The 23,204-nt window shown below is 36.5% G+C and carries 26 protein-coding genes; 20 read left to right on the top strand and 6 right to left on the bottom strand.

The features are described from left to right. On the bottom strand, positions 1 to 612 hold the full coding sequence (gene recR / locus CQ022_RS21360; protein ID WP_105684492.1) for a recombination mediator RecR: 612 nt from the start codon (positions 610 to 612) through the stop codon (positions 1 to 3). A gap of 238 nt (positions 613 to 850) precedes the next feature. Here recR and CQ022_RS21365 point away from each other — a divergent pair, with 238 nt between their 5' ends. The 6 genes from CQ022_RS21365 (at position 851) to CQ022_RS21385 (ending at position 4,707) form a co-directional block, all read left to right on the top strand. Next, entirely contained in the window at positions 851 to 1,306 is a 456-nt protein-coding gene (locus CQ022_RS21365) for a hypothetical protein (protein ID WP_228421848.1), read from the top strand. Between the two features lie 28 nt (positions 1,307 to 1,334). Continuing rightward, complete coding sequence (locus tag CQ022_RS23290; RefSeq protein ID WP_262483584.1) at positions 1,335 to 1,457, top strand: hypothetical protein; 123 nt, start codon at positions 1,335 to 1,337, stop codon at positions 1,455 to 1,457. A 23-nt stretch (positions 1,458 to 1,480) separates the two neighbouring features. Next, entirely contained in the window at positions 1,481 to 1,972 is a 492-nt protein-coding gene (locus CQ022_RS21370; RefSeq protein ID WP_105684493.1) for a hypothetical protein, read from the top strand. A gap of 81 nt (positions 1,973 to 2,053) precedes the next feature. Beyond that, positions 2,054 to 3,496, top strand: coding sequence for an aminoacyl-histidine dipeptidase (locus CQ022_RS21375; RefSeq protein WP_105684494.1), 1,443 nt, complete (start codon positions 2,054 to 2,056; stop codon positions 3,494 to 3,496). Positions 3,497 to 3,510: 14 nt separating this feature from the next. Further along, positions 3,511 to 3,930, top strand: a complete 420-nt coding sequence (locus tag CQ022_RS21380) for a hypothetical protein (RefSeq protein WP_105684495.1) — start codon at positions 3,511 to 3,513, stop codon at positions 3,928 to 3,930. Between the two features lie 195 nt (positions 3,931 to 4,125). After that, positions 4,126 to 4,707: a TIGR00730 family Rossman fold protein gene (locus tag CQ022_RS21385; protein WP_105684561.1), complete on the top strand. Its 582-nt coding sequence runs from the start codon at positions 4,126 to 4,128 to the stop codon at positions 4,705 to 4,707. Positions 4,708 to 4,783: 76 nt separating this feature from the next. On the opposite strand, the gene CQ022_RS21390 is transcribed toward CQ022_RS21385, so the two are convergent. Continuing rightward, a complete protein-coding gene (locus CQ022_RS21390; protein ID WP_076356547.1) occupies positions 4,784 to 5,113 on the bottom strand; it encodes a 2Fe-2S iron-sulfur cluster-binding protein in 330 nt (109 codons plus the stop codon). Positions 5,114 to 5,125: 12 nt separating this feature from the next. Next, complete coding sequence (locus CQ022_RS21395) at positions 5,126 to 6,181, bottom strand: NAD(P)/FAD-dependent oxidoreductase (protein ID WP_034697025.1); 1,056 nt, start codon at positions 6,179 to 6,181, stop codon at positions 5,126 to 5,128. Positions 6,182 to 6,334: 153 nt separating this feature from the next. On the opposite strand from CQ022_RS21395, the gene CQ022_RS21400 reads away from it, so the two are divergent. Next, the gene (locus CQ022_RS21400; RefSeq protein WP_105684496.1) at positions 6,335 to 7,105 is read left to right on the top strand and encodes a DUF3108 domain-containing protein; all 771 of its coding nucleotides are present in this window, start codon (positions 6,335 to 6,337) and stop codon (positions 7,103 to 7,105) included. Between the two features lie 268 nt (positions 7,106 to 7,373). Here the strand turns inward: CQ022_RS21400 and pheS are convergent, their stop codons facing one another. Then, a complete protein-coding gene (gene pheS, locus CQ022_RS21405; protein WP_105684497.1) occupies positions 7,374 to 8,384 on the bottom strand; it encodes a phenylalanine--tRNA ligase subunit alpha in 1,011 nt (336 codons plus the stop codon). Positions 8,385 to 8,511: 127 nt separating this feature from the next. Next, the gene (locus CQ022_RS21410; RefSeq protein ID WP_105684498.1) at positions 8,512 to 9,171 is read right to left on the bottom strand and encodes a YceI family protein; all 660 of its coding nucleotides are present in this window, start codon (positions 9,169 to 9,171) and stop codon (positions 8,512 to 8,514) included. A 75-nt stretch (positions 9,172 to 9,246) separates the two neighbouring features. Here CQ022_RS21410 and CQ022_RS21415 point away from each other — a divergent pair, with 75 nt between their 5' ends. Beyond that, complete coding sequence (locus tag CQ022_RS21415) at positions 9,247 to 10,176, top strand: sulfate/molybdate ABC transporter ATP-binding protein (protein ID WP_105684499.1); 930 nt, start codon at positions 9,247 to 9,249, stop codon at positions 10,174 to 10,176. A 307-nt stretch (positions 10,177 to 10,483) separates the two neighbouring features. Here the strand turns inward: CQ022_RS21415 and CQ022_RS21420 are convergent, their stop codons facing one another. After that, positions 10,484 to 10,828, bottom strand: a complete 345-nt coding sequence (locus tag CQ022_RS21420; RefSeq protein WP_105684500.1) for a zinc ribbon domain-containing protein YjdM — start codon at positions 10,826 to 10,828, stop codon at positions 10,484 to 10,486. Positions 10,829 to 11,284: 456 nt separating this feature from the next. Here CQ022_RS21420 and CQ022_RS21425 point away from each other — a divergent pair, with 456 nt between their 5' ends. The 12 genes from CQ022_RS21425 (at position 11,285) to CQ022_RS21480 (ending at position 23,203) form a co-directional block, all read left to right on the top strand. Further along, positions 11,285 to 12,490 (top strand): RsmB/NOP family class I SAM-dependent RNA methyltransferase, encoded by a 1,206-nt coding sequence (locus tag CQ022_RS21425; RefSeq protein ID WP_105684501.1) that lies wholly within the window; start codon positions 11,285 to 11,287, stop codon positions 12,488 to 12,490. 187 nt (positions 12,491 to 12,677) lie between these two features. Beyond that, a complete protein-coding gene (locus CQ022_RS21430) occupies positions 12,678 to 14,345 on the top strand; it encodes a GLPGLI family protein (RefSeq protein ID WP_105684502.1) in 1,668 nt (555 codons plus the stop codon). A gap of 320 nt (positions 14,346 to 14,665) precedes the next feature. Beyond that, on the top strand, positions 14,666 to 16,333 hold the full coding sequence (gene asnB, locus CQ022_RS21435; protein WP_105684503.1) for an asparagine synthase B: 1,668 nt from the start codon (positions 14,666 to 14,668) through the stop codon (positions 16,331 to 16,333). Between the two features lie 315 nt (positions 16,334 to 16,648). Further along, positions 16,649 to 17,491, top strand: coding sequence for a hypothetical protein (locus CQ022_RS21440; protein WP_228421849.1), 843 nt, complete (start codon positions 16,649 to 16,651; stop codon positions 17,489 to 17,491). 139 nt (positions 17,492 to 17,630) lie between these two features. Further along, entirely contained in the window at positions 17,631 to 19,034 is a 1,404-nt protein-coding gene (locus CQ022_RS21445) for an MFS transporter (protein WP_105684505.1), read from the top strand. 131 nt (positions 19,035 to 19,165) lie between these two features. Then, a complete protein-coding gene (locus CQ022_RS21450; protein ID WP_105684506.1) occupies positions 19,166 to 20,041 on the top strand; it encodes a pirin family protein in 876 nt (291 codons plus the stop codon). Between the two features lie 146 nt (positions 20,042 to 20,187). Continuing rightward, a complete protein-coding gene (locus CQ022_RS21455; RefSeq protein ID WP_105684507.1) occupies positions 20,188 to 20,499 on the top strand; it encodes a GNAT family N-acetyltransferase in 312 nt (103 codons plus the stop codon). 57 nt (positions 20,500 to 20,556) lie between these two features. After that, entirely contained in the window at positions 20,557 to 21,456 is a 900-nt protein-coding gene (locus CQ022_RS21460) for a pirin family protein (protein ID WP_105684508.1), read from the top strand. Between the two features lie 21 nt (positions 21,457 to 21,477). After that, the gene (locus CQ022_RS21465; protein WP_105684509.1) at positions 21,478 to 22,017 is read left to right on the top strand and encodes an NADPH-dependent FMN reductase; all 540 of its coding nucleotides are present in this window, start codon (positions 21,478 to 21,480) and stop codon (positions 22,015 to 22,017) included. Continuing rightward, positions 22,010 to 22,588 carry a TMEM175 family protein gene (locus tag CQ022_RS21470; RefSeq protein WP_105684510.1) on the top strand — a complete coding sequence of 193 codons (579 nt, stop codon included), beginning with the start codon at positions 22,010 to 22,012 and terminating at the stop codon, positions 22,586 to 22,588. The genes CQ022_RS21465 and CQ022_RS21470 overlap by 8 nt, the downstream gene beginning before the upstream one ends. A gap of 1 nt (position 22,589) precedes the next feature. Continuing rightward, the gene (locus CQ022_RS21475) at positions 22,590 to 22,808 is read left to right on the top strand and encodes a (4Fe-4S)-binding protein (RefSeq protein WP_105684511.1); all 219 of its coding nucleotides are present in this window, start codon (positions 22,590 to 22,592) and stop codon (positions 22,806 to 22,808) included. Next, the gene (locus CQ022_RS21480) at positions 22,808 to 23,203 is read left to right on the top strand and encodes an OsmC family protein (protein WP_105684512.1); all 396 of its coding nucleotides are present in this window, start codon (positions 22,808 to 22,810) and stop codon (positions 23,201 to 23,203) included. The genes CQ022_RS21475 and CQ022_RS21480 overlap by 1 nt, the downstream gene beginning before the upstream one ends. Position 23,204: the final 1 nt, after the last annotated feature.

Consider the following 23,204-nt stretch of genomic DNA (forward strand, 5'->3'; position numbering starts at 1 on the left):
TTAGTCTTTTTCGTTGTATGGCAACCTGTTGATAATAGATCTTCCTAAAGAAATTTCATCAGCATATTCCAATTCATCCCCTACTGAAATTCCTCTTGCAATGCTTGAAAAATTTACATTGAAATTTTTAAATTTCTTATAAATATAATACGCGGTGGTATCTCCTTCCATGGTGGCGCTCAATGCAAAAATAAATTCCTTCACCTTTCCATCATTCAGCTTCTTCTCAATACTTGGGATATTTAACTGTCCAGGCCCTATTCCTTCCATCGGAGAGATTTTTCCGCCAAGAATCAGATATTTCCCTGTGTACTTCCCTGTATTTTCAATAGCAATTACATCACGCACATCTTCAACGATACAGATCAGTTCACCATTTCTTTTTTCATTGCTGCATATTTCACAGATTTCAAAATCTGAGAAATTATGACATTCTTTACAGTACTTTATTTCGTTGACAAGATTAATCAGGGAGTTTCCAAGACTTACAGCTCTGGAATTGGGTTGCTTCAATAAATGTAATGCTAACCTCAAGGCCGTTTTCCTACCAATTCCGGGCAATCCTGAAATCTCATCGACTGCCTTTGCCAACACTTTACTAGGGTAATCCATAGATACAAAAATAAGGATTAAAGTTGATAATTAATAGTGAATCGTGAATGGTCAATTCACTTCGTTTGTGAATTTGTATAAAGTGATTATTGACTATTGACTTTGCGCAGCAAAAATTGACAATTGACCATGAGACTAATGTCCCATTATGATATTTTAAATTTCTCCCATCGCCGAGAACTCTGGAAAAAACCTTTATATTTGCGGCTTAAATTAAATATGAAAAAAATAAACTAACATGGTACTTAACAATCTTAATTATCCTCTGGATTTCAAATTCAAAATCACTACTTTAGCAAGTGACTTTAACATTACTGACAAAAACGGTAATTATGTAGCGTATGTTCGTCAGAAAATGTTCAAGTTAAAAGAAGATGTTGTCGTTTTCAATGATGAAAGCAAGTCTAAAGAACTTTTCAGAATCAGAGCAAATAAATGGATTGATTTCAATGCTTCGTATTCTTTGAATGATCTTATTGACAATAAAAACTTCGGCAGATTAGCCAGAAAAGGAATGCGTTCTATCTGGAAAGCGAGTTATGATATTCTGGATGCTCATGATCAGCCTAAGTTTAAGGTTCAGGAAGACAGTGCATGGGTAAGATTCTGGGGACAGCTTTGTAGGAGAACTTCCTATCATCGGAATGTTCACAGGATATTTTCTGAATCCATCATATACGGTAACAGGTATTGACGGAAAGGCTTACTTCAAGCTGAAAAAAATGCCTTCATTCTTTGGAAGAAGATTCCAGCTGGACAGGCTGATCGACATTGATGACGAAGAAGAAAGCCTGGTAATCCTTTCTTTATTAATGATGACACTTCTTGAAAGAGCAAGAGGATAAACAAATAATAAAACCACAAACACATGAAATATTTAATCATTTTATTTTCCGCATTTCTATTGGTAGCGTGTAAAAAGGAAAAAGATACGGCTTCAGGCTCTGCTCCTGCCGATTCTTTACATGTTACAAAAGATACTGCTTCTATTGGTCCTTCTTCAGGAAATATCCTGGTGGGAACCATTCCGTTTCCTAAAGAAATCAAAGAATGTTCCTGCTATTTTGCAGTAAGCAAAACTGATTTTGAAAACGAAAGATACATCTATGCTGATGACGCAGGAAAAACAGCTTATATGATGCTGGATGGCAAAAGACTGGCTCTGAATCTTATTTCATCAAGTGACATGGAAGTAGATGAATTGCTTACCAAAGAAATAGAAAATGATAATTATAAGATTTCTGTAAAAGGTAAAAAAATAAAAGGTGAAGAAGCTCTATTATTCGAGGGTACTCTGACGATTGAAAAACCGGATGGTACCATTTTCACAACTCCGATCTATGGAGAATGCGGATGTTAATAAAAGCGAAATCACACAAAAATGCTTCTGTATCTCACAGAAGCATTTTTTATTTTGTAAATTTGAGAAAAATAAATTTCAATGGAATTATCTAATATAGAACCGCAGATTATCTGGAAAAATTTCTCCAAATTAAATGCTGTTCCAAGACCTTCAAAAAAAGAAGAGAAAGTAATCGCTTTTATCAAAGGATTTGGTGAAAATTTAGGACTGGAAACTACGGTAGATGAAGTAGGAAACGTTATTATTAAGAAACCTGCCACAGCAGGAATGGAAAACCGTAAATCGATTGTGCTTCAATCGCACCTTGATATGGTTTGTCAGAAAAACAATGACGTTAATTTCGATTTTGAAACGGAAGGAATTAAAATGGAAATTGATGGTGACTGGGTAAAGGCAAAAGGAACTACTTTAGGTGCTGATAACGGTTTAGGAGTAGCAACAATCATGTCTATTCTTGAAAGCTCGGATATTCCACACCCTGCACTGGAAGCTCTTTTTACCATTGATGAAGAGACAGGAATGACTGGTGCTTTAGGATTAAAACCAGGACAACTGACAGGACAAATTCTATTGAACCTTGACACTGAAGAAGATGATGAAATTGATATCGGCTGTGCAGGAGGTGTAGATGTAACCATCACTCGAACTTATGCCACAGAAGCTTCAAAAGGACAAATTGTAAGAATTGAAGTAAAAGGACTTCAGGGTGGACACTCCGGAATGGATATTCATAAAGGTTTCGGAAACGCCAATATTATTTTAGGAAGACTTCTTTACAGAGGTTTAGAAAATCAGAATATTGAATTGGTTTCTATTGATAGCGGAGGTTTGAGAAATGCAATTCCAAGAGAAGGTGCTGCTCTAATTTCTGTGAGAAACGCTCAGGAATTTATTGAGAATGTAACTGCTCTTAAAAAAGATATCTTAGAAGAATTTGCTACGGTAGAACCGGGACTTCAAATCAATATTGAGAATTCTACCTCTTCTGACAAAGCGATTTCAGAAGGAGATTCTAAAAAAGTGATCCTTACTTTAAAAGCTCTTCATAACGGAGTATACAGAATGAGCCCGGATGTGGCTGATCTTGTAGAAGCTTCCAACAACGTAGCCAGAGTAGAACTGAAAGGTGGAGAACTTAAGATTTTAAACCTTACAAGATCTTCTGTAGATTCTTCTAAATATTCAGTGGCAGAGCAATTGAAATCTGTAGCGGAATTAGCTGGAATGAATGTTGAATTCAGCGGATCATATCCGGGATGGAAACCCAAACCAGGTTCAGAAATTGTACAGTTGATGGAGAAGCTTTATACAGACAAGTTCAATGAAAAACCTCATGTGGTAGCTTGCCACGCAGGTCTTGAATGTGGAATCATTGGTGCCAACTATCCAGAAATGGAAATGGTAAGCTTTGGACCAACCATTAGGGGTGCACATTCACCTGATGAGAGAGCCAACATCCCTTCAGCACAAAAATTCTGGAGCTTCCTGAAAGATATTTTAGCGAATATTCCTCAGAAATAAACAGATTAAAAGTTATGATTGGAACCTGGAAAGGAAAATATAAATATAGTGTTAGACGAAACTCTGAGTTATATGATAAGGAAATTGAATTCTTATTAAAAATAACAGAGTTTGATGGTGAAAATTTTATAGGAACAGTACAGGATGATGATCACGATTATGGAACCAGAGGTGTAGGAACTATTACAGGAAAGATTAATGATAAAAACATAGAATTCATTAAACAAATGCCTATAAAAACAACAGTGTCTATGAATGGGAAAAGGATAGAAAATGAATACGAGAAACATAAACCCATTTATTATACTGGCATTTCAAACCTTAAAAATTCTTATTCCGGACATTGGAAATTTAAAGGAGCTGATTTCATCAACAGATTATTTCATCTTCTTTTTGCAGTGAAAGGCACCTGGGAAATAACCAAAATAGAATAAACTAATATTAAATATCCAAAGTCTTATGATTTTGGATATTTTTAGTTTTAATCTAAATATTTTTATTTAATGATAAAGATGCTTCGACAGGCTCAGCATGACATCTCTAATACTAATGCTTTTTTTTAGAGATGAATTTTTAGCTGTGTCATGCTGAGCCTGTCAAAGCATCCAAACCATAAAAAACCTTATACAATGAAAAGCATAACCGTATTCTGTGGCTCAAGTTTCGGAACAGATAAAATTTATGAAGAGCAGGCATTTTTGCTTGGACAGACCTTAGCAAAACAAAATATACAACTCATTTATGGGGGTGCCAATGTCGGCCTGATGGGAACTATAGCAGATGGTTCATTAACAGAGGGAGGTAAGGTCATTGGAGTCCTTCCCCACTTTTTACAAACCAAAGAAATTGCCCATAAAAACCTGACCGACCTTATCATTGTGGAAACCATGCACGAAAGAAAAACCAAAATGAATGAACTTTGTGATGGGGTTATCGTTCTTCCCGGTGGCTACGGAACATTGGAAGAATTCTTTGAAATGATCACATGGGCACAGCTTGGACTTCATAAAAAACCGATCGGAATTTTGAATATTGACGGATTTTATGACGATCTGATCAAGCTGGTTCAAACCATGGTGGATAAAGGATTCTTAAAGCAGGTGAACAGAGACATGCTGTTGATCAGTGATACTATCGATGAGCTTTTAGAAAAAATGAGAAATTATCAGGCTCCTACGGTTGGAAAGTGGATTTCTAAGGAGGAGATATAAATGGTAAAACTTTATAAAAAACAAAACCCGTCCGAAAAATTCGGACGGGTTTCTTATTAAGATTAAAAAATATTTTCTAAGGATAAGGAGCAATTTCCACTTCGAGCCCTTCCATGGCATCAGCAATATGCAACTGGCATCCTAATCTGCTGTTGTCTTTCACGTGGAAAGCTTCAGCAAGCATAGCATCTTCTTCATCTCCCATCGGTTCCAAACCGGGATCATTAATTACATATACCTGGCATGAAGCACACATCGCCATTCCTCCGCATACACCAATAGTACCTTCTTCTGCCAATTCATAGGAACGGATAATTTCCATTAGGTTCATGGACATATCCGTAGGAGCTACGACATCGTGGATTACACCTTCTCTGTCGGTGATTTTAATATTAACATCTGACATAATTCTGCAAAATTAGTCAATTTTTTTCACAACTGCCTTCTCTGCTTCTTTACGGCTTCCATCAAATCCGTCAACACCACTTACGGTTGTATATTTTAATACGAATTTTTTACCAGGATTGAGTCTGTTATACACACTCTGACACATCAAAGTAGCCTCGTGGAAACCACAAAGGATCAACTTCAGTTTTCCAGGATAAGTATTGATATCTCCAATTGCGTAGATTCCGTCAATGTTAGTTTGATAATCCAAAGCGTTATTTACAACGATTGCATTTTTCTCGATATTTAATCCCCAGTTTCCGATCTCACCCAATTTTGGAGTCAATCCGAATAAAGGAATGAAATAGTCTGTCTCAATATCATAAGCTTCCTGCCCTTCCACTTCTACAGTGATAGCTTCTACTTTTCCGTCACCTTTAATACCGGTAACTTCAGCAGGCGTAATTAATTTAATTTTCCCCTGGTTTTTCAGATCCTGAACTTTTTCTACAGAATCCAAAGCTCCTCTGAACTCATTTCTTCTGTGAATCAAAGTCACTTCACTTGCAACATTAGAAAGGAAAACACTCCAGTCCAGTGCAGAATCTCCTCCTCCGGCGATTACTACTTTTTTGTTTCTGAAATGCTCAGGCTCTTTCACAAAATATTCAAGCCCTTTTTCTTCATAATCAGCAAGATTATCAAAAGTAGGTTTTCTAGGTTCAAAAGTTCCCAATCCCCCTGCAATAGCAATCGCTTTACATCTGTGAACCGTTCCTTTGTTAGTAATCACCTCAAACCATTCATCATCAACCTTTGTATAAGAAACTGCGGTTTCCCCTAAAGTAAATCCAGGCTGAAACTGTTTGATCTGCTCCATCAAATTATCCACCAATTCTCCAGCATTCACTGAAGGATAACCTGGGATATCGAAGATAGGTTTTTTAGGATAAAGTTCTGCCAGCTGCCCTCCCGGCTGTGGAAGTGCGTCAATAATATGACACTTCATTTTTAATAAACCAGCTTCAAAAACTGCAAAAAGTCCTGTAGGTCCCGCACCTATGATCAATATATCAGTGGTTATCATAATCTTTAAGATAATTTAATTATACATGTAACTGCAAATTTACTAATTTTAATGCGAAGCATATTTAATTGATTCTAAATAAAAACCTGAGATTTGTCAAATATCTATCATTTAAGATTTTAAATTTGGCAATGTTTTTGTAAATGTCTTGTTATGAAGAAAATTTTAAACCTTTTTGCAGTATTTATATTCTTTTTAGGTTCAGCCCAGATTGATAATATCGCGGACGGCGAATCCATCACTCTCAGGATCCACTACGGCTTCCTTAATGCAGGAACAGCGAATCTTACTACAAAACAGACCACTTACAAAGGAGCACCCCATCTCTATGTAAAAGGAACCGGAGAAACGACAGGTGCCGTAAAAGCATTCTTCAAAGTGGAAGATTTATATGAAAGCTTCATCAATACGCAGACAGGGTTACCAAGCTTCTATGTCAGAAATGTACGTGAAGGAAGCTACCGCCAGCATTTTGAAACCGTTTTCAATCATGATAATAACACGTTGATTTTAACAGATAAAAAAACTCCGGCCAATGGTTCTAAAGTTTTAAAATCTGTGAAAGGCGTTCAGGATATGCTTTCATGCTTTTATTATTTGAGAAGTAAAAGCCCGGACGAATTGAAGGTGGGAACCATCATCAATATGAATGTATGGATTGATGATGAAATGTTTCCTTTCCAGCTTAAAGTAGTGGGGACAGAAAATTTAAAAACAAAATTCGGTACGATTAATTGTTTGAAGATTATTCCATCTGTGAAGAGCGGAAGAGTATTTAAAGAAAAAGAAGGAGTAACGATGTGGGTTTCCAATGATGCGAACCATGTTCCTATGCTATTGAAGGCGGAACTGGCAGTAGGCGCATTGAAAGCAAGCATTGATGATTACAAGAATGTAAAATATCCTTTAAAGTTCAGTAAATAACAATCATCCGTTTTTTTAAAGATACAAGCCTGTAACATTTACAGGCTTTTTTTATTTCTAAATGTAATAAATCCTTAACACCCGTTGTCTTTATTATAGAGGCAGCAATAATGAAGCTGCAGCATGTCAATACTTCAATTTTGCCGAAGTATGGGCATAAGAAACAGACACGTGTAAATTTTCAATAAGATCAGTTTTTAGTTACGTTTTGTTTCTTAGGTCAGTAATTAAAAACAAAAAACCTCCGGAGCTCCGGAGGTTTGATTTTTTATAATGTTTTGAACTGTTCCAGTGTTCTGATATCATTTTCAAAGAACATTCTGATGTCACTCATCTGGTAAAGAAGCATCGTAATTCTTTCAATTCCCATTCCGAATGCATATCCTGAATATTTCTCAGAATCGATATTCACATTTTTCAGTACAGCAGGATCTACCATTCCACATCCCATGATTTCCAACCATCCTGTTCCTTTTGTGATTCTGTAATCCGTTTCAGAGTTTAATCCCCAATACACATCAATTTCAGCACTTGGCTCTGTGAACGGGAAGAAAGAAGGTCTCATTCTGATTTTAGATTTTCCGAAAAGCTCTGTCGTAAAGAACTGAATCGTTTGCTTTAAGTCTGCAAAGCTTACATTCTCATCAATATATAATCCTTCAATCTGATGGAAAATACAGTGAGAACGTGAAGAGATTGCCTCATTTCTGAACACTCTTCCCGGAGATAAAATTCTGATTGGCGGTTGATTTTCTTCCATATAACGGGTTTGTACAGAAGAAGTATGTGTTCTTAAAAGAATATCTGGATTCTGCTCAATGAAGAACGTATCCTGCATATCTCTTGCCGGGTGGTATTCCGGAAGGTTAAGCGCCGTAAAGTTATGCCAGTCATCTTCAATCTCAGGACCATCTGCTACGGCAAAGCCAATCGATTTAAAGATTTCAATAATTCTGTTTTTTACCAGATTGATTGGATGTCTGGATCCCAATTCCAATGGAAAAGCAGGTCTTGTAAGATCTTCTTTTTCTAGTACCACAGAAGATGTTGAAGCATTTTTCAAATCCTCCAGTTTTACAGCCACTGCCTGTTTCAAAGTATTGATCTTTTGTCCGAATTCTTTCTTTTGGTCGTTAGGAACTTCTTTAAATTTTTCAAAAAAATCATTCAGAACCCCTTTTTTACCGTTGTACTTGATTCGGAAGTTTTCGATATCTTCCTTAGAGGTAGCATTGAAGCCGTTTACTTCGACCAGTAGTTCTTCTATCTTTTCTATCATTATTTTACCCTTTCAAAATGTTTTGCAAAAATACGACTTTTAAGTTGAATATTAAGTCCGTCATAAAAAAATCTGCCTCTTTTTCGGGAGGCAGACTTCAATCACTTATTTCACTTAAATAAAAAAATTATTTCTTTTCTAAAGCTTTAACGCTGATCTGAAGAGTCACCTCGTCTTTAATCACGCCGTTTTCAGCAGGAGCCTGGAACTTTACCCCAAACTCTTCTCTCTTGATATCTTTCGGCTCAGTAGCTACACTTACCTCTCCATCTTTTACAGAAACATTAGCTTTAAACTGAACAGGTTTTGTAATTCCTTTAATGGTTAAATTACCATCCAAAAGAGTATTATAATCACCTTCTGTAGCTGGAGTAACCTTTGTAATCTCATAAGAAGCTGTTGGGAATTTTTCAACTTCAAAGAAATCACCGCTCTTCAGGTGGCCATTTAATTTTCCTAAATCTTCCGGGCTGTCTTTCAAATCCACAGAAGTTAAAGAGTTCATATCAGCAACGAATTTTCCGCTTTCCAGTTTTCCGTCTTTCACCGTCACATCTCCACTTTCAAACCTGATAGTTCCAAAATGGCTCGTATTTTCAGATTTAAATACTTTATATCCCTTCCATTCAACCTTACTGTTTAGCGTATCCAAAGTGAACTGGCTACCTTCTTTAGTAGTCGTCACCTCATTACTCTCACTGGTCAGCGGTTTATCTTTTTTACAAGAAACCATTACAGCAGCAACAAATAATGCAGGAATAGCTATCGAAAACAGTTTTTTTCTCATTTTTGATTTATTTTTATTAGTTCCGCTAATATAATAAAAAAAATTGTGTTTTCATAAAAACCTTACATTTGTAATATGCTATTAGAAATAAACAATTTATTTTTCTCTCACAACAAAGAAAATCCCCTGTTTCAGAACCTTAACCTAAGGTTTGAAGAAAACAGAATTATAGCTCTTGCCGGAGAAAGTGGATGTGGAAAATCTACTCTTCTCAACCTGATTTATGGTCTTCTGGATTGGGAAAGCGGAGAAATTATTTTTAACGGTACAAAGCTTTTAGGCCCCAAAGGAAATCTTGTTCCCGGAGAGCCCGAAATGAAATTCGTAGCCCAGAATTTTGATCTTATGCCTTATGCTACAGTTGCTGAAAACGTAGGGAAATTTATTTCAAATATCAATTTAAAACAAAAAAAAGAAACGGTAACAGAACTTCTTGAGGTGGTAGGACTTCAGGAATTTGCGCATGTACTTCCTAAATATTTAAGTGGCGGACAACAGCAGCGGGTAGCTATTGCCAGAGCCCTGTCTGTGCTTCCAAAGCTCCTGATTTTAGATGAACCTTTCAGTAATCTGGATTTTCCGAGAAAAATTGAGCTCAGAGAAAGACTTTTCAGATATGTGAAGCAGCATGGAGTTTCTTTAATTATTTCCACTCATGAACTTCAGGATATCATGCCATGGCTGGATCAGATTGTCATTTTGCAGGATGGAAGACTGATTCAGAATGACAGTCCGGAGGAGACCTACAGAAATCCTTATAATTCTTATGTGGCAAAATTATTTGGAGAAGTGAATATTTTCAGTGAAGCTGAAGATTTCCAGCTTTCCAAATTTTCCTACTATCCCAAAGAAATAAAAATCACCGAAACGGGTCTTGAAGCCGAAGTTCTGGAAAGCAGATTTGCAGGAAATTATTATTGGAATAAATTGAGCGTAAAAGGAAAGGAACTTTTAATGTATACTGATGAGAAAATATCAGGATTTGTAAACATTTCGTTTACCTAAAAACTAGAGTACAAAAGGGTAAAACACCAAGGTAAATCATCATCAATTTCACCATTATACCTTTTCGTTATTCTACACATAACGTATACATTCACTTATACTTATCAACAAAAAAAATACAAACATAAGAATCTGTTATAAAACTTTTTCTTACATTTGTACTTCCAAAGTATAAGGAAATTTTTGGTTATTTCTCTTTCTGCCTTCCAGACGGACATTAGCAATCTTGCAATTAAGTCTTATGAAAGATTACACTGTCCAATTTTTTCCTTTTCTTATTTTTAGGCCATAAAAAAACACAGTTTTCTTACGCTTTCTTTACAAACTCTGACTTAAGAGCCATTGCCCCGAAACCATCAATTTTACAGTCAATATTATGATCGCTTCCTGGTCTAAGACGGATATTTTTCACTTTAGTCCCCGCTTTTACCGGTTTTGGAGCTCCTTTTACAGGAAGATCTTTTACTACCACTACAGAATCCCCATCCTGAAGTTCATTTCCATTCGAATCCAATATCTTTCCTTCGTTTGCCGCTTCAGAAGCAACCTCTGCAGGATCCCATTCGTAGAAACACTGGGAACATACCATCAAATTATCGCTTGGGTAGGTAAACTCAGAACTGCATTTTGGACAAAGTACTGTATCACTCATATTTTTATTTTTTGCAAAGGTAGAGCTTTTTAGAGGTTGAAGTCAAGAGATAAAGTTCAGTATAGTAGATAATAAGCACACGTCAACATTACACAATATAGTGAATTAATACAAATTAAATAAACTTGCCGCAAAGAAAATAAAGGATAATAATGAACAGTGTATATTTTGTTAGCAAAAATTTTTCATTAAGCAAAAACATAGGTTTATTCGTTTTAAAGTGAAAGGCTATTGTCAACAAATAAAAAATATAAATATTCGGAAAATCTTTATAAATTCAGCATTAAAATTTATTTCGACCCCTAAAAAAATCAATAAACAGGTTGACCTTGGATCAATACCATCAGATCACATTACTCCTTACTCAAAACGGCTCCAATTCCCAAACTACGAACTCAATCTTCAACTCTCAATTAAAAGTCGTATTTTTGCAGATTCAAACAGCGAAGCAAATTTATGGAACTTATTCACAGAAACTTGGCAATCGGGATTCACGATGCCTTACACGAAACATTTTTTGAGAAAAACAAATATGCAGATAAAGTTATTGAAAGACTTTTGAAGGCAAACAGAAAATGGGGAAGCCAGGACAGAGCCGTTGTTTCTGAAATTTTTTACAATATTATCCGTTGGAAAAAACGCCTTGAATACTATATGGGTGAAGGGGTAAAACCCAACAATATTTACAAATTGATTATTGCGTATTTACTTTGGAGTAAAACCAATTATAAAAAATTTGAAGAATTTGACGGAATCAAGATTGCCGACATTCTTACCAAACTTAAAAAAAATACTGTTCCTACAAAAGCAATAGAACATTCTATTCCTGAGTGGCTGGCTGAAACTCTTGAAAAAGAGCTGGGTGCCAAATGGGAAAGAGAAATGCTTGCTTTAAATGAGCAGGCTCCAACAGTTTTAAGAGCCAATTCTTTAAGAACCACCACCAAAGAACTTATTTCTGATCTTTCGGATGAAGGGGTTGTTTCTTTTCCTATTAAAAATTATCCTGATGCTGTTCAGCTGGAAGAAAAGAAAAATGTTTTCCTTACGACCGCTTTTAAAGAAGGATTATTTGAAGTTCAGGATGCCTCTTCTCAGAAGATTGGATATTTCCTTGATGTTAAAGAAGGACAAAGGGTTGTAGATGCATGTGCGGGTGCGGGAGGAAAAACCCTTCACTTAGCAGCCATCATGAAAAACAAAGGTCAGATTATAGCACTGGATATCTTTGAATGGAAATTAGCTGAATTAAAGCGCCGCGCAAAGAGAGCCGGAGCGCACAATATTGAAACCCGTATGATTGCTGATAACAAGGTGATCAAACGTCTTCATGAAAAAGCGGACAGACTTTTGATTGATGCTCCATGTTCAGGTCTGGGAGTTTTAAAAAGAAACCCGGACAGTAAATGGAAAATCGATCAGGATTTTATTGACAGAATTAAAAAGGAACAGCAACAAATCCTTCAGGACTATTCTAAAATGCTTAAAAAAGGAGGAAAAATGGTATATGCTACATGTTCTATCCTTCCTTCTGAAAACAACCTTCAGGTAGATGAATTCATCAAAAACAATCCTGGATTCAAAATGATTAAAGATGAAAAAGTAATGCCTAGTGAAGGCTATGACGGATTCTATATGGCTTTGATTGAGAGAATTTCTTAATCCAAACCCAACAAACAATACATAAAACTACTCTATTCTTTGGAGTAGTTTTTTTGTTTAAAACCCTTTTCAAAAAAATGTAACAATTTTTGTAACATTTCACCCCAATTGTCTACTAACTGTATAGATTAAAACTGTTTGATGCTGTAGAAAGTTTAAAATAACTTTGCAGTAAACTCACTTATTTATGCATATAAAAACTGCACTCAATTTTCTGGCTGTTTTCTTATACTGTCTGTTTTCTGCACAGACATATGAAATTCAGTACACAAGTTCATACAACGGAAAAACAACAGCTGATCAACCCTCAACAATAGTTTGGGTCAATGAAAAAGAAAATTTCATTCTCAACAGTGCGATCAAAGAACAAAAAAGCAGCTATCCCTACGAGATCACTAAGGTAGAAAAACCATCAAACACCATTGTTTCTTATGCTTTTTTAAAACCCGGATCGATTATCTCAACATCAGATGCTGAATCAGTAGGAAAACAGGATTTTGAACTCACCAATGAAACCAAAAAAATACTGGGCTATACCTGTAAGAAAGCAGTTACAAAGGTCAATTCAAACACGATTGAAGTCTGGTACACTCATGATCTCAAATTGAAAGGCGGACCTTCTGTTTTGGGGCAAAATTTGGGATTGGTTCTGGAAGTGGAGAGAAATAAAAACTCTTTAATTACCGCAGGCTCCATCAAAAAAATCAAGAATACCGGCATTGAAAATATTTTAAAAGGAAATATACAGACAACAGATCAGTTAGGATATAAAGACTTGCTTTGGAAAAGCAGATTTACCATACTGACTGTTTTTGAAAATGAAACCATCAACTTCTCTGATGCTTCAAAATCAGATGACCAGATAAAAAGATATGCCAACGGAACGATCATTCTGAAAAAAATAAAATTTCCTGCCATTACAGAAGGAGAAAATATTTTTGTAGAACTGAAACAGCAATCCAATGGAGATGCCTATGATAGAACCGGAACCGTATTCTTCATTCCACAGGATAAAGAAAAATCTTTTTTTGATGGATTGGAAAAAGGAGCAAAAACACTTCCTGTCTACGAAAATGGAAACGGAAAACAATATTACGGAGTAACTTCCACTGATCACTATAGCCCTGCTATGGAAATGATGCGATTCTTTACTGCATTTGGAATTCAGAAGTTCAATCATATTCAGCTTAAAGGAAAAACCTGGCAAACAATCAGTCCTTACCGACAGGATATTACAGAATTGAAACCTTCTTTATCAGGAAAAGAACTTTGGGTGGGAATATTTATTGGCAACTATGATAAAGGCGGCCATAAAGTAAGCCTGGATATCACCATTCATAAAAGCGATCAGACCGTTCATAAAAACAATATAGCAATTCCTTTGTTCAATACTTTAAATATTATGGAAATGGCCGGACAGGACTACTCCACGATGTTCAATAAGGACAAAGGACTTATGGTTAATTTCACTTTAAATAAAGATCTCAAAAACGCACAGCTAAAATATACCACAACAGGACATGGCGGCTGGGAAAACGGAGATGAATTTGTTCCTAAGACCAATTTTATTGTTGTGGATGGAAATCCGGTGTTTTCATTTGTGCCCTGGAGAACAGACTGTGGTTCTTACCGTCTATACAACCCTGCTTCAGGAAATTTCCAGGACGGGCTTTCATCATCTGACCTCAGCAGATCAAACTGGTGTCCGGGAACGGTAACCAATCCTAACTTTATCCCTCTTGGAGATTTGAAGGCAGGAAAGCATACCATACAGATAAAAATTCCACAAGGCCCTACAGAAGGAACAAGTTTCAGTTCATGGAATGTTTCGGGAGCATTACTTGGAGTTCAATAAAAACAAAACCTTCTTGCATGAGAATTGCAAGAAGGTAAAAACACAAATGATGAAAAAAAATTATTTCGAGCCACAAAGTAAGGAGTAAAATTCATATAATTAATTACCATAGATTAATAAATATGTCATTTTTATTTCGTATGTAAATTTCATCAATTCCGGCTCAACGAAAAAAATTAATCAAAAACATGTCAATCTCCACAAATAGTTAAAATCTTTAACTTTAAAATACAAATTGATTAAAAATTTTCGTTTTTAAATATTTTTTATTGTTATTTATAAACATCCCTTCTACTTTTGTTCCATAAATAATAAAAATCATGTGTGGAATTGTATGTTTATTCGACGCCAAGCAAAAAACTGAAGTATTAAGACCTCAGGTATTGGAAATGTCAAAAAAAATCCGTCACAGAGGACCGGATTGGAGTGGAGTTTTTCAGGATGAGAAAGTAATTTTTTCTCACGAAAGACTTGCCATCGTAGATCCTACCTCTGGAAAACAACCTCTATTTACAAAAGACGGAAAAGTAGTATTAGCGGTAAACGGTGAAATCTATAACCATAGAGAACTCAAAGAAGAATTTCCGGATTATGAGTTTCAGACTCAGTCTGACTGTGAAGTCATCCTTGCCCTTTACAGAAAATACGGAAAAGATTTTGTTGAGAAACTGAATGGAATTTTTGCATTCGCATTATACGACACTGAAAACGACATTTATCTTATCGCCCGCGATCATATGGGAATCTGCCCACTTTACCAGGGTTGGGATAAAAACGGAAACTACTATGTTGCTTCTGAACTGAAAGCTTTGGAAGGCATCTGCAAAAAAATAGAAACATTCCTGCCTGGACATTTTCTATACAGCCCTGACGGAACCGAGCTTCAGCAATGGTATACAAGAGAATGGGACAGTTTTGATCACGTAAAAGAAAACGAAACTGATATCTCAAAACTGAGAAAAGGTCTTGAAGATGCCGTACACAGACAATTGATGAGTGATGTTCCTTATGGAGTGCTCCTTTCCGGAGGTTTAGATTCATCGGTCATTTCAGCGATTACTGCAAAGTTTGCCCGTCAGAGAATTGAAAGCGGCGACACACAGGAAGCATGGTATCCGAGACTTCATAGTTTTGCTGTAGGACTTGTGGGTTCTCCGGATCTTGCAGCTGCTCAAAAAGCAGCAGAACACATCGGATCTGTTCATCATGAAGTTAACTTTACCGTTCAGGAAGGTCTGGATGCAGTACGTGATGTGATTTACCATCTGGAAACCTATGATGTAACGACTATCAGAGCATCCACCCCAATGTATCTTCTGGCACGGGTGATCAAGTCTATGGGAATTAAAATGGTACTTTCCGGAGAAGGTTCTGATGAATTGTTCGGTGGCTATTTATACTTCCACAAAGCTCCCAATGCAAAAGAATTCCACGATGAAACGGTAAGAAAACTGGGTAAACTCCATCTTTATGACTGCTTAAGAGCCAACAAAGCGTTGATGAGCTGGGGTATCGAAGGCAGAGTACCTTTCCTTGATAAAGAATTTATGGATATTGCCATGACTCTTAATCCGCAAGATAAAATGATCAATGCTGCTGAAGGGAAAATTGAAAAGTGGGTTTTAAGAAAAGCTTTTGAAGATCTCCTTCCGGATTCTATTGTATGGAGACAGAAAGAACAGTTCTCGGATGGTGTAGGATATTCATGGATTGACACCTTAAAAGAGGTTGCCGAAAAAGAAGTAACGGATGAGATGATGACAAACGCCAGATTCAGATTCCCGCTAAATACGCCTCAGAACAAAGAAGAATACCGATACAGAACTATTTTTGAAGAGCATTTCCCAAGTGAAACAGCAGCTGCTACCGTTCCATCTGTTCCGTCCGTAGCCTGTTCCACTCCTATTGCCTTAGAATGGGATGAAGCCTTCAAAAAAATGAATGATCCAAGCGGAAGAGCGGTGAAAGTGCATGAAACTTCGTACTAGAGGGGTTGATTAGTGAATAGTCAATCGTCAATCCGCTGCGCTTGTGAATTTGTTGCGTGATTTTCGGGTTGCGAGATTTGAGAGTAAAAGCAATCAATATGGAAGTATTTTCTAATATGTGGCTAAATCATTCACCATTCACTTTGCGAAGCAAAAATTCACCATTGATATTTAGTTTTATCGTATCAAACATCTAACTCCCTCAGTTATAATTTATCAATCCTGTAGCAATACAGGATTTTTTCTTGAATTAACAATAACAATATGGCATAATTTAACTGACAATCCAAAATAATATCTAATAAATAATTATATTTGGAAAACGAAAATATCAATTATAAAAAAATGAGAAGAAACCTTACTGTTTTATTTGTCTTATTATCCATAAGTTTTGCTTTTGGACAAGGAAAATACGGCAAATATCTGAATTCAAAGAAGCTTGCTTTGACTTATAAGAGTGTGAAAGATCAGGATAAAGATGACTACTACCAACAATACTATTGGCTTGTAAAAGCAGAGCAGCTGAAAACTTATCCTCACCTAAAGGATATCAAACCTATCGTTTTATATGAATTTGTAAAGTACGTAAACCCTCAGAATCCGACAAAAAAACTGGATGCCAGAGGTAAGGAGCTTAGAGCAACTGCAGAATTATCTTTGAATCAATATTTTAAAAACAAGAATTTTGAAAACAATTCTGTTTTAATGTACAACCTTGAAACCTATGTAGATCCTTCTAAAGGGTTATACTACACAAAGGTAGATCCTGAAAAGATTAAAGAACTGGTACCGAAAGAATTGTTTGCTTTCAACTCATTCAACAGAAATATGGGAGAAGAAAAAACATATTATCTTTGGGTAGATAAGAAAAAAGATGATCTGAACATTGTAGATATCATCCCTAGTGAAAAAGAAGACAAAGCTTTCTACACAAGACTAAAACAATATCTTCCAAGTTATAAGTTTTCGAAATATGTTCCTTCTGTAAAAAAAGGAAACAAATCTGATAAAACAGATATCGAATATTATTACATCATGCCATTTGAGCAGAACACCGATAACATCGAATACAAAACAAAGGATTTTAAAACTTTCATTTTAAGCCAGTACAGAAAAGCTGGTGATGAATGGAAAGGAGTAGAAAAACCTAGAAAATAAATCAAAAAGTCCTGTGAAATCTCACAGGACTTTTTTAATTTTATATGGATTTCTTTATCTAAAGATAGATCCCGCTTAAAGCAGGCAGGTTCTTCAAATAAAAATAAGTCTGGAAGTTCTTCTATCCAGCCTATACAAAATGACAGAAGCAAGCACACAACAGACATCCATAAAAAAAATACTACCACTTATTCTGGCTACCGCTATTTTTATGCAGATGCTGGATTCTACCATTCTGAATACTTCCCTGCCCTCTATTGCAAAAGATCTGAAAGAGTCTCCGCTTAATATGCAGAACGCCATCATCAGTTATGTTTTGACATTAGCCGTTTTTATGCCCGCCAGTGGATTTCTGGCAGACCGGTTCGGGACAAAAAAAATATTTATTTTTTCATTGGTACTGTTCAGCTTAGGTTCACTGTTTTGTTCCCTGTCTCAAAATCTTACTCATCTCGTTATTTCAAGAGTTATTCAGGGAGTTGGAGGAAGTTTGATGACTCCCGTCGGAAAATTGGCACTCATTAAAACTTTTGATAAGAATGAACTGCTTAAAGCGATGAACTTTGCCATTATTCCGGCACTTATCGGGCCCGTACTGGGACCATTAGTCGGAGGGTATATGGTAGACTACCTTTCATGGCACTGGATATTTCTGATCAATATTCCAATCGGTGTTCTGGGAATACTTTTAGGATTAAAATTCATGCCCAATTATAAATCCGATGATGTTGATTTTGATTTAAAAGGTTTCTTAATCTTTGCCGCCGCCTCTCTCCTGCTTTCTGTTTCATTGGAACTTTTTGGAGATATGCAGAATATTACTCCAGTTCTTGTCGTGTTTATCCTTGGTTTCTTATTCCTTTATTATTACTACAAACATGCTAAAAAGGGAGGACATCCTATTTTTCCTTTAAATCTGTTTCAGGTAAGAACTTTTCGCGTAGGTATTGTAGGTAATCTGGCTACAAGACTAGGAATCAGTTCCGTTCCGTTATTGCTGCCGCTGATGATTCAGATTGCCTACAAACAGTCTGCAGTAACTTCGGGCTGGATTATTGCTCCTATGGCACTAACAGCAATCTTCGGGAAATCATCCGTTATTAAAATCCTGGATAAATATGGCTATCGGCAGACTTTAATGGTCAATACATTCATCATCGGAACCTTGATATGCCTGCTTGCCATCCCTGATATACACACTTCCCTGTATTGGTTCGTTCCGATTATTGCAGTGTTAGGTTTTTTCAACTCGATACAGTTCACCTCCATGAACACCATTTCTATTGCCGATCTTCGAAATTTTCAGACCAGCAGCGGAAATTCTTTAATCTCCGTGAATCAACAGCTGGCTATCGGTTTTGGAATTGCATTTGGGCTGATTGTTTTAAAACTTTTTGAAAACACAGATCTTATCAAAGGAGAAATCCACAATGCATTCCGATATACTTTTCTTACCGTAGGTATATTGACAATTCTCTCAGGATTCGTCTTCAGAAGACTGCATATCTCAGATGGTAAAAACATGAAATCGAAGGAAGAATAGTTAAGGACAAAGGCAAAACTGCTATTTTGTCCGTTTAATTTTCCATTCATCACTCATACTACGAACTTAACACAGATCAATGCTTATCGTATATAAGTATGGTAATTTTGTTTACATAAATCAACAATGTGATGGCAACTAAAAAAATAGAAATCGTAGTATCTCCAAGACCTGCGCACTTTGTAGGCGATGGATTCAGGGTTCACAATTTTATTCCGGGAGTACCTGGATTGGATATGAAAAGAATGGATCCGTTCATTATGCTGGATTACAATTCGAAATTTCATTTCAATGGATCAGAAAGACCAAGAGGTGTGGGAGTTCATCCACACAGAGGTTTCGAAACAGTAACCATAGCCTATAGCGGAAAAGTAGAGCATCATGACAGTGCCGGCGGCGGTGGCGTGATTGGAGAAGGTGATGTTCAGTGGATGACTGCTGCCAAAGGAGTTCTCCATAAAGAATATCATGAAACAGAATGGGCAAAAGAAGGAGGAATTTTTCAGATGGTTCAGCTTTGGGTGAATCTTCCTGCAAAAGATAAAATGAGCTGCCCAAAATATCAGGCTATTGAAAACTCTAAAATGGAAAGAGTGGATCTAGGTGAAAATGGTTATGTAGAAGTAATTGCCGGAGCGTATAACGGTCATAAAGGGCCAGCCAGTACTTTCACTCCGGTTCATATGATGAATGCAAAACTTAAAGCAGGAGGAACAGCAGAATTTAATTTCCCTGCCCATTTCAATACTGCTGCTTTGGTGATTGAAGGAAGCATTACCATTAATGGAGAAGAAACCGTTAAAGCAGATCATTTTGCATTATTTAAAAACGAAGGTGAAACATTCACTATCGAAGCAAAAGAAGATGCTGTTGTTTTAATCATCAGCGGTGAGCCTATCAATGAGCCCATCTACCCTCATGGTCCTTTTGTGATGAATTCCAGAGAAGAAATCATGCAGGCTTTTGAGGATTTTAATACCGGAAAATTCGGATATCTGGAAGACTAGAAGATTTAAATTTATCTTAACCTTCAATTATTCCTTTTTTTATTAACTTTATATAATGGCAAACCTTATAGGTTTTAGAAATCTATAAGGTTTAGCTTTTAATTCTGTTTTACTGTAGAAACAGAATTCTTTTAACACAAAATATTATGAAACCAGAATTCGAAAATATACCTCTTGTAAAAGCGGAAAAAAGATTTGAAATAGAAGTCAACGGACATTACGCATTCATTGATTACCGTGAGACAACACATCAGATTGCTTTGGTACATACTGAAGCAGAGCCTGAACTGGCGGGAACAGGTGCCGCGGCTGCCGTAGTAGAGAAAACGTTGAATTATATTGAAGAAAGCGGGAAAAAGCTTCTTCCATTCTGTCCGTATGTTTTTGCTTTTATCAAGAAGCATCCGGAATGGAAACGTATCGTGGATGAGAAATTTGAAGGATATGACAAACTTTAAATTTCAGAGGAACCACTCAATTTATTTTAAATAACATTTAAACAGCATCACACTATCATGTCAAATATCGGACTTATTATTGAAGAAAAAGCAGCAGATATCGGAAATTTCCTGGTAGGAAGACTCCTTCCTTTCCGTGAAAAAAGAGCAGTTGGCCCTTTCGTTTTTATTGACCACATGGGACCTTCAGAATTAAAAGATTATCAGAATCTTGATGTTCCGCCTCATCCGCATATCGGTTTATCTACGTTAACTTATCTTTTGGAAGGTTCTATTTTCCATAGAGACAGTATCGGAAGTGCTATAGAAATAAAACCGGGTGCCGTGAATTGGATGACTGCCGGAAAAGGAGTTGTACATTCAGAAAGAACACCTGAATATTTAAGACACAGTGATAAGAGACTTCACGGATTCCAGATCTGGGTAGGACTTCCAAAACACCTTGAGCAGTCGGAGCCTACTTTTCATCATATTGAAGCTGATGATATTCCGGTTTGGGAAGAAGATGGCATTCAGTATAAATTAATTGCAGGTGAAGCATTTGGAAGAACTTCTCCGGTTCCGGTACACAGCAAATTATTTTTTCTTGAAATCAAAACAAAAGAGGCGAAGAAAATAAGTATCGGAAAAGACCTTTATGGAGAAGCTGCCATGTATGTTCTGGATGGAACCGTTAGCACAGAAGGAAATTCTTATGGTTCAAAACAGCTGATGATCGCTAAAGATACAAAGCTTTGCGAATTTGATATGAGCGAAAACGGAACAGTTTATCTTTTTGGTGGCGAACCCTTCGATGAAGAACGTTTTATATTCTGGAATTTCGTTAACTCTGATAAAGAATTACTTGATCAGGCCAAAGTAAACTGGAATGATCAGAATCATGATGCCTTCCCTTTGGTTCCGGGTGATGACAAAGAATATGTTCCGCTTCCCAAGGCTATTTTAAACAGAAAATAATTTCAGTTCAGATTATCTACCATGAAAATATTAGCTTTTGCCGGAAGTACATCTTCCACTTCAATCAACAGAGAACTTGTAAAGTTTGTTCTGAAAGATTTTCAGGATGAGGAAATCAATCTGATTGACCTCAACGATTTCACCATGCCTGTTTTCTCTGTAGATCTTGAAAAGAAAGGGTTTCCGGATGAAGCCCACAAGTTTTTAAAAGTCATTGAAGAATGTGATGTCATCATCTGCTCTCTTGCAGAACACAACCGTTCTTACAGTGCCGCTTTTAAAAATGTTTTTGACTGGTCTTCAAGGATTAATGTAAAAGTATTTCAGAATAAACCAATGCTTCTGATGAGTACCTCTCCAGGAGGTTATGGCGGAGGAAATGTAATGAATACCGCGAAAACATTTTTCCCACAGTTTGCAGCAGACATCAAGGATACTTTTTCATTACCTAAATTTTATGAAAACTTTGATATGGAAAGCGGAGTCATCAATCCGGATATGCTGAATGATTTGAAAGGAAAGATACAAAACTTTAAAAATCAGGTTAAAACGAATGACTAAAGGAAGACTTGAGGCCTTCAGTGACGGTGTTCTTGCTATTATTATCACCATTATGGTACTTGAACTGAAAGTACCGGAGGGAAATAGCTGGAGCAGTCTCAAACCTCTTCTTCCTAAATTTTTAGCCTATATTTTCAGTTTTATCTATGTAGGAATCTACTGGAATAATCACCATCATTTGTTTCAGACCGTAAAGAAAGTAAATGGCAGCATTCTTTGGGCCAATCTTCACCTTTTGTTCTGGCTTTCTCTGATGCCTGTTGCTACAGAATGGATCGGGACTACAAGTTTTGCCAAAAATCCTGTTGCAGTCTATGGAATTGGCCTCATTATGTCAGCCATTGCTTACACCATTCTGGAGCATGTTATTATCCGGTGTGAAGGCGAAGAATCAAAGCTGAAAGAAGCCATTCATTCAAAATATAAAGAATATATCTCTATTGTATTTTATGTCCTGGGAATCGCTACTTCATTTTTTTATCCTTATATTGCCATAGGTTTTTATTATATCGTGGCTCTTATATGGCTGATTCCGGACAGAAGAATCGAAAAAACATTAAAAGAAAATTGATATGGAAACACACGAATATCCCAACGGTAACATCACCGTCATCTGGCAGCCTCAAAAGTGTATCCACTCGGCTGTATGTGTAAAAACACTTCCAAAAGTCTACAACCCTAAAGAAAGACCTTGGATAAAAGCAGAAAACGCAAGTCCTGAAGAACTTAAAAATCAGATAGATCTATGCCCATCAGGGACATTAAGTTATAAATTCAATACAGAAAAATAATGGCGGTAACCGTAAAAGCAAGTTTAGGAAAAACAAAATATTATACAGAAGTCACTGCCGGAGAAAATAAGATCATTACGGATGAGCCGATTGATAAAGGCGGACAGAACAAAGGTCTTAATCCCATGGAAATTCTGGCGACATCACTGGCAAGCTGTACAGCAGCTACATTGAGAATGTATATTGAAAGAAAAGAATGGGATGTGGAAAACATCAATGTAGAAGTAGAGCTTGAAAATTTTCCCTTAACAAAAAGAGCAGTTTTCAAAAGAGACATCAGCTTTGAAGGTATTCTGGATGATGAGCAGCGAAAAAGACTGCACACCATCGCAGATGCATGCCCTGTTCATAAAATACTAACCAACGATATAGAAATACTAACTAAATTCTCATAAC

Origin of the sequence: Chryseobacterium culicis (genome assembly GCF_002979755.1) — a bacterium.
Classification (GTDB): domain Bacteria; phylum Bacteroidota; class Bacteroidia; order Flavobacteriales; family Weeksellaceae; genus Chryseobacterium; species Chryseobacterium culicis_A.